Below are 6,742 nucleotides of genomic sequence, written 5' to 3'. Positions count from 1 at the left end.
GCATCGGTGAGTTCGAATCGGGCAGTCATAGCGTCTGGGTAACAACCCCGACGCTACAGATCATCCCAACTCAAGATCCAAGAGACACGGCCTAGTGGCCCGCAGCGAGGTCCGAGTGACCGCACATGCAAGAGGCCCTGGCTGGACTTACGTCCTGACCAGGGCCTTCGTCGTGGAGCGGGTGAAGGGAATCGAACCCTCACTGTCAGCTTGGGAAGCTGATGTTCTGCCATTGAACTACACCCGCGAGCGACGCCTACTGTACCGAATCCGCGGGCGTCGTGCACGGACCATTCCGGCGGGCTCTGGGAAGTCGGGGTAAGCGGTCGCGCCAGAGGGTCTTGGTGGAGGTGAGGGGGGAGTCGCGCTGGACGATCATCGCTACCTCGATGGTGAGGGCGTAGAGCTTCCAGTCCACGCGTTGCGCGGCTCGCATCTGGAGGGCCAGGGAGGCCACGACCAGGGGATCCATGACGGGCGCGGCGCGGCCGGAGAGGTACGCCTCGTCGGAGGTGTCCTCGGCGGGGAAGCTGTGCAGCGCGTAGCGGCCGTCGCGGTCGAGGTCGTGGCGCTTCGGGGAGGGGAGGATGAAGCAGTAGAGGCCTTCGTCGGTGATGACGGGCATCACGGGGTGGACGCGGGGGCCTCCGTCGGGGCGGATGGTGGCCAGGTAGCCCATGCCGGGGCCGTACTGGCAGATCAGAGTGCGGATGGCCGTCGCCAGCAGGGGCTCGGCCGTGGAGAATTCTGCCCACGTCGCCATGCCCTCAATTTACTCGTACACGTGTACGAAAAGTGTGTGATTCCACGAATGAAGGACAATGACCCGGTGGGTGACGCGAGCGGCGAGCTGATCGACCTGCTGAGAAGCTTCAACCTCGAGGCCGATCGGTTCCTGGAGGTGTTCACCCGGCAGCACGGGCTGCACCGCACGGACATGAACGCCGTGGCGTACATCTGGCGGGCGGCGGAGCAGCAACAGCCGCTGACGCCCGGGGAGCTGGCCAGGACGCTGCGGCTGAGCCCGGCGGCCACGACCGCGCTGCTGGACCGGTTGGCGAAAGCCGGGCACATCGAGCGGCGGCACGACACGGAGGACCGGCGTCGCGTACACCTCGTGATGCAGCCACCGGCGAAGGCCTTGGCCCAGGCGTTCTTCGCGCCGCTGGGGCGGCACATCCGGGAGGCGCTCGCGGAGTTCGACGAGCAGGACCTGGAAGTCACGAAGAGGGTCATCGAGGCCGTACGAGGGGCCACCTCGAGCGCCGCAGACGAAACCACATAGGGTCAGGACGTGCTGCTCTCCGACCGTGACCTGACCAAAGAGCTCGCCGACGGCCAGTTGCGGCTCGAGCCGTTCGACAAGGACCTGGTCCAGCCGTCGAGTATCGACGTGCGGCTCGACCGGTGGTTCAGGGTGTTCAACAATCACCTGTACACCCACATCGACCCGGCGATCCAGCAGGACGATCTCACCGCGATGGTGGAGGTCGACGACGGGCAGCCGTTCGTGCTGCACCCCGGGGAGTTCGTGCTCGCCTCGACGCTGGAGGTGATCAGCCTCGGCGATCAGCTCGCGGGCCGGCTGGAGGGCAAGTCGAGCCTGGGGCGGCTCGGGCTGCTGACGCACTCGACCGCGGGGTTCATCGACCCGGGGTTCTCCGGGCACGTGACGCTCGAGCTGTCCAACGTGGCCAATCTGCCGATCATGCTCTGGCCGGGGATGAAGATCGGGCAGCTGTGCATCTTCCGGCTGTCCTCGCCGTCGGAGCATCCCTACGGGTCCGCGGTGTACGGCTCCCGGTATCAGGGCCAGCGCGGCCCGACGGCGAGCCGCTCCCACCAGAACTGGCGGACCTGGCCGACGACGTAAGGGCCGGCGGCCAGGTCCCGAAGCTCTAAGCCACTCTGCCGTACCCGGAGATCGGTGCCGTGTCGATCTTCTTCATGCGGACCACGTCGCCGGTGGTCGGGGCGTGGACCATCCAGCCGCCGCCGACGTACATCCCCATGTGGTGCATGTCGCTGTAGAAGAAGACCAGGTCGCCGGCCTTCAGGTCGGCGCGGGTGACGCGCTTGGTGTCCGAGTACTGCCACTTGGTGTAGTGCCGCAGCGTGTGGCCGGCCTGCTTCCAGGCGTAGAGCGTGAGGCCTGAGCAGTCGAAGGTGTTGGGGCCCTCGGCCGCCCACACGTACTTCTTGCCGATCTGCTGGCAGGCGACCTGCGCGGCCTTCGCGGCGTCGCCGCCGGAGTACTCAACGGGGCAGGCGACGGGGCGCAGCTCGCCGGTCGCGCCGCTGGAGCCATACGCCTTGGTGCGCATGTCGTTGAGCGTCTTGATCTCGGCGTTGATCGTGGTCTCTTTCGTCGCCATCTCCGCCTCGGCGGCCTTCTGCTTGGCGATCAGGTCATCGAGCGGCTTCTTCTGGTCGTCGAGGACCTTTTTGCTGTCCAGAACGTCCTTGATGCCCTCGGCCTCGTCCTTGGCCAGCATGTTCAGCATGACGAGCTGCTGGGCGAACGTGTCGGGCGAGCCGGTCGTCATCAGCGCGTTGAAGCTGGAGATCCGCCCGGTCTTGTACTGCATGACCGAGAACGCACTCACCCGCAGCAGCGCGGCGTCGACCTGCGCCTGTAGCGGGTCGATCTGGCTCTTCAGCTGCGCCTGCTTCGTCAGGTTGGCCTTCAGCTCGCCCTTGAGCTGGTTGTGCTGCTCGATGATGGGCTCGACTTCATTCCACTTCTTGTCGATCTGCGCTTCGAGCTCGGCGGGCGTCGGGTCCGCGTGAGCGAGGCCGGTGATCCCGACGGCGAGTGAGAGACCGCCGAGCGTGGCAACGAGGAGCCGAACCAGACGGTTGGGCCGCATCGAGGGGTTACTCCTTCTTCCAGCCGCCTACCGGGTTAGCTGACGGGTTCGGACGGGAAGGTCGTCCTACCGCAGATCGCGGATTCACCCCGATGACGCAGTGGGTCCCCGGTTCAAAAATCGACTCGGCGGTGCCGTCTGGCGCACCCGTGGTGGGTGCGGACATCCATCCGGCCGGAATTTACGGTATGGCGAGTGACCCAGAGGGGCAAGCCAGTGTCCGAATTAACCGAAAAGTCAGGGCGCCCGAGTGATGAACACGTCATCAATTGCACCGGCGAACTGGTCGTTGTTCGCACTGGTTCCCTTACCGCCAATACAGAGCGGATCCGTGTTCACGATGGACAGTGACGGAGGAATGGCCGACCGGCCCCTGGTCTTGCCGTCCACGGCCACCGTGAGCAGGGCGTCACTGCGTGCGCACTCGATCCGGTGCCACCGGCCGTCAGCCACGCTCAGCGATGCGAGGGCTACGTAAATGGTAGGTTCGCCCACGCCGACAATCACACAACTGGGGCGCCCTTCCGCACCGTCCACCTGCAACTTGAACTGACTGTCACCGACCGAGAACCCTTTTTGCAGAACATTGGCGCCTTTAGAAGTCTCATTGGGCGCGAGGAGCACACTCGCACCATACGAGAACTCCTCCCGGCCCGGATTGAGGAATTCCGCGGGGCCGCTCTGCAAGATGGCGCGTGCGCAACTCTCCGCACCGTAGTGCTCACACGGCTGGGGAAATCGCACCGCGAGTCCGCCGGCGTGCGGCACGGCCGACAGCTGGCCGCCGGCCCTGCGGATCCGCAGCGGGAGCCGGCCCGCGCTGTCCAGCACCGGCCCCGTGATCCCGCTGTCGAAGGTGTACCGGAGGACGTCGGCCGAGGGTGCGGCGGCGACGAACGAGGGCGCGGCCGGGGAGGAAGGGGCACCGGAAACCGTGGCGTGGCGGGGTGAGGGCCGAGCCGAAGCCACGGATTCTTCAGGTTGCCGCGAGGGGGAAGCGCAGCCGGCGACAGGCACGAGCGCAGCCAGGAGGAGGAGCCACGTACGCATAACCGGACATTATGCCGAAATCCGGAAGGTGAATTCCCGGTAAAACACGATCAGGGGACAGATTGCCCGACGACCGCGGTGAGCACGTCGTCGAGCGTGACCACGCCGATCGGCACCCGGCCGTCGCTCACCAGCACGATGTGTTGCCGCTCCCGGCGCATCGCCAGCAGCAGCTCGGCGAGGGTCCTGGTCGGCGGCACGATGCCGAGCGGGCGGATCAGGTCGAGCGGGATCGGTGCCCGCCGCTGCGGACCGACGAACCCGAGCACGTCCTTGACGTGCACGAAGCCCAGCACCCGCCGCGACGACCGCTCCACGACCGGAAACCGCGACCGGTTGGTCCGGGTCGCGAGGACCTCCAGCGACGCCGGCGACACGTCCTCCGCCACGGTCGTGATCTCCGACCAGCGCCGCAGCGCGTCGCGGGCCGTGCGCTGGCTCAGCGCGAGCGCGCCGGTGATGCGGGCGTGCTCCTCCGGCGCCAGCAGGCCCTCCGTGGTGGCCTGCGCGGCCAGGCCGGCGAGCTCCTCGGCGGTGAAGACGGTCTTGACGGAGCCGGTCGTCTCGATCCGCCACAGCGACAGGATCACCCGGGACGCCCACTTCATGGCGACCAGGACCGGCTTGAACACCATGCAGAACGCCAGCATCGGCGGCCCGAGCCACAGCACCGCCCGCTCCGGCGACGCCAGGGTCAGGTTCTTCGGGACCATCTCGCCGACGACGGTGTGCGCGAACACGACCACGCCGAGCGCCAGGATGAAGGCCACGGGATGAATCAGCTGCTCCGGCACGTGCAGCGCCTCGAACGGCTCCTGCAGCCCGTGGGCGAGCGCCGGCTCGGCCAGCGCGCCGAGGCCGAGCGAGCAGATCGTGACGCCGAGCTGGGCGCCCGCGATCATCAGCGGGATCTCGCCCATCGCCCGCAGCGCGGTGCGCGCCCGGCGGGACGTCGCGGCCATCGGCTCGATCACCGTGCGCCGCGAGGCGATCAGCGCGAACTCGCTCGCGACGAAGAAGGCGTTGCCCAGCAGCAACAGGACCGTGATCAGCAGGTCACTCATCGTAGGCCTCCGGGCGCACGACGCGCACCTGCTCGATCCGGTGCCGCTCGACCTCCACGACGGTGAACTCCCAGCCGTCCTCCTTCCAGGTCTCCCCGACGGAGGGGATCCGGCCCAGGCGGGCCATCAGGAAGCCGGCAAGCGTCTCGTACGGGCCCTCGGGCATCCGGAAGCCGGTCACCTCGGCCAGCTCGTCCTCGCGCAGCACGCCGTCGACGAGCAAGGTGCGCTCGTCGCCGGGGGCGGTCAGATCGGGCATGCCGTGCGCGGTGGTCGGCTCCTCCTCGATGTCGTGCTCGTCCACGATCTCGCCGACGAGCTCCTCGACCAGGTCCTCGACGGTGACGACGCCATCGGTGCCGCCGTATTCGTCGACGACGATCGCGAAGTCGGAGCCACCGCGGCGCAGGGCCTGCAGCACACCGTCGAGGTCAAGGCTCTCCGGCACGAACACCGGCTCCCGCGCGACCGCGCCGACCCTCGTGGTGGGCCTGCGCACCGGGGGGACGCCGAGCGCGTCGGTGACCGTCACGATGCCGGTGACCTGGTCCAGCGTCTGCACATAGATCGGGAAGCGGCTGTACCCGGTCTGCACCGACGTGGCGAGCAGGTCGGCGACCGTGGCGTCGGCGCGCAGCGAGATGACGTCGACCCGCGGGGTCATCGCCTCGGCGGCGCGCTTGTCGCCGAAGCGGATCGTGCGCTGCAGCAGCACCGCGGTCTCCCGCGGCAGGGCGCCGGCGCGGGCCGAGATCGCCGCGAGCAGGCCGAGCTCCTCCGGCGAGCGGGCGCTGGCGAGCTCCTCCTGCGGCTCGACGCCGAACCGGCGCACGATCCAGTTGGCGGAGCCGTTGAGCAGGCTGATCAGCCAGGAGAACAGCTTGGAGAACATGCGCTGCGGGCCGGCGGTCGCCCTGGCCACCGGCATCGGCTTGGCGAGCGCGGCGTTCTTCGGCACGAGCTCGCCGAAGAGCATCGACAGCAGGGTCGCCAGGACCAGCGCGGCGACGTGGGTGGCGCCCTTGGTCATGGAGCCGAAGACCGGCTTCAACAGCGGCTCGAAGATGTGCGCCAGGGCCGGCTCGGCGAGATAGCCGGCGAGCAGGGCGGTGATGGTGATGCCGAGCTGCGCGCCGGACAGCTGGAACGACAGCTCACGCAGCGCCACCCGGACGGTGCGCGCCTTGCGGTCGCCGGCGGTGGCCTGCTGCTCGATCTCCGCCCGGTCGACCGTGACCAGGGCGAACTCGGCCGCGACGAAGCCTGCGTTCGCCGCGGTGAGCAGCGCGAAGGCCAGCAGGGGCAACAGGGTGGTGAACACGCGCGCGCGACGATCCCTTCGAGGTGACAGCCGATTGTTCCACGTGAACCCAGGCTCCGCTGGGGGTGGCCCGCCCGAATGTCACCCATATCGAGAGGCGTAGATCACCCTCCCTCTTTCGGGGGCTTCTCGCACCCCGAAGCAGCATCGATGCTGTGCAAACGACCCAAGGAGGGCGGTATGGGAGCGGCACTGATCGGTGTCTTCATAGCAGTCGTCGCCGGGTTCGCCGCCGGCAGCGCCAACACCAAGGCGAAGCGGGCCCGGATGGACTACACCCGCACGAAGGCGCTGGTCCCGGGCGCGCGCAAGGCCGCGTGGTCGGAGAGCCTGCGCGGCCTCCGCGTGGTTGCGACAGCGGCGGCGGTACTGGTAGCGCTGGCGATGGCGATGAACGTCATCGGGCAGCGCTGACCCCAGCAACGTAAGGCGAAAAG

The 6,742-nt window shown here is 68.2% G+C and carries 8 protein-coding genes, 1 tRNA gene and 1 riboswitch; of the genes, 3 read left to right on the top strand and 6 right to left on the bottom strand.

Translation table 11 applies throughout. From position 1 onward, the window contains the following. Window positions 1–173 precede the first annotated feature (173 nt). Both ACFY3L_RS32365 and ACFY3L_RS32360 read right to left on the bottom strand, forming a co-directional pair. Window positions 174–247: transfer RNA gene (locus tag ACFY3L_RS32365), tRNA-Gly, on the bottom strand. A 9-nt stretch (window positions 248–256) separates the two neighbouring features. Continuing rightward, complete coding sequence (locus ACFY3L_RS32360) at window positions 257–763, bottom strand: pyridoxamine 5'-phosphate oxidase (RefSeq protein ID WP_389332515.1); 507 nt, start codon at window positions 761–763, stop codon at window positions 257–259. Between the two features lie 48 nt (window positions 764–811). On the opposite strand from ACFY3L_RS32360, the gene ACFY3L_RS32355 reads away from it, so the two are divergent. Together ACFY3L_RS32355 and dcd are read left to right on the top strand one after the other, a co-directional pair. Further along, on the top strand, window positions 812–1,285 hold the full coding sequence (locus ACFY3L_RS32355; RefSeq protein ID WP_389332512.1) for a MarR family winged helix-turn-helix transcriptional regulator: 474 nt from the start codon (window positions 812–814) through the stop codon (window positions 1,283–1,285). Window positions 1,286–1,294: 9 nt separating this feature from the next. Beyond that, on the top strand, window positions 1,295–1,873 hold the full coding sequence (gene dcd / locus ACFY3L_RS32350; protein WP_344508373.1) for a dCTP deaminase: 579 nt from the start codon (window positions 1,295–1,297) through the stop codon (window positions 1,871–1,873). Between the two features lie 25 nt (window positions 1,874–1,898). Here the strand turns inward: dcd and ACFY3L_RS32345 are convergent, their stop codons facing one another. The 4 genes from ACFY3L_RS32345 to ACFY3L_RS32330 form a co-directional block, all read right to left on the bottom strand. After that, entirely contained in the window at window positions 1,899–2,870 is a 972-nt protein-coding gene (locus ACFY3L_RS32345; protein WP_389332508.1) for an NlpC/P60 family protein, read from the bottom strand. A gap of 8 nt (window positions 2,871–2,878) precedes the next feature. Continuing rightward, window positions 2,879–3,011: riboswitch (cyclic di-AMP (ydaO/yuaA leader) on the bottom strand. A gap of 96 nt (window positions 3,012–3,107) precedes the next feature. Beyond that, window positions 3,108–3,920 (bottom strand): LamG-like jellyroll fold domain-containing protein, encoded by an 813-nt coding sequence (locus tag ACFY3L_RS32340; RefSeq protein WP_389332505.1) that lies wholly within the window; start codon window positions 3,918–3,920, stop codon window positions 3,108–3,110. A 50-nt stretch (window positions 3,921–3,970) separates the two neighbouring features. Further along, window positions 3,971–4,984, bottom strand: coding sequence for a hemolysin family protein (locus ACFY3L_RS32335; protein WP_389332502.1), 1,014 nt, complete (start codon window positions 4,982–4,984; stop codon window positions 3,971–3,973). Then, entirely contained in the window at window positions 4,977–6,305 is a 1,329-nt protein-coding gene (locus ACFY3L_RS32330; RefSeq protein WP_389332499.1) for a hemolysin family protein, read from the bottom strand. The genes ACFY3L_RS32335 and ACFY3L_RS32330 overlap by 8 nt, the downstream gene beginning before the upstream one ends. A 180-nt stretch (window positions 6,306–6,485) precedes the next feature. On the opposite strand from ACFY3L_RS32330, the gene ACFY3L_RS32325 reads away from it, so the two are divergent. Continuing rightward, complete coding sequence (locus tag ACFY3L_RS32325; protein ID WP_389332496.1) at window positions 6,486–6,719, top strand: hypothetical protein; 234 nt, start codon at window positions 6,486–6,488, stop codon at window positions 6,717–6,719. Window positions 6,720–6,742 lie beyond the last annotated feature (23 nt).

Source organism: Dactylosporangium sp. NPDC000521 (assembly GCF_042898305.1).
Taxonomy (GTDB): Bacteria; Actinomycetota; Actinomycetes; order Mycobacteriales; family Micromonosporaceae; genus Dactylosporangium.
Note: the sequence above shows the minus strand (reverse complement) of the source record. Positions and strands in the feature narration are given on the sequence as shown.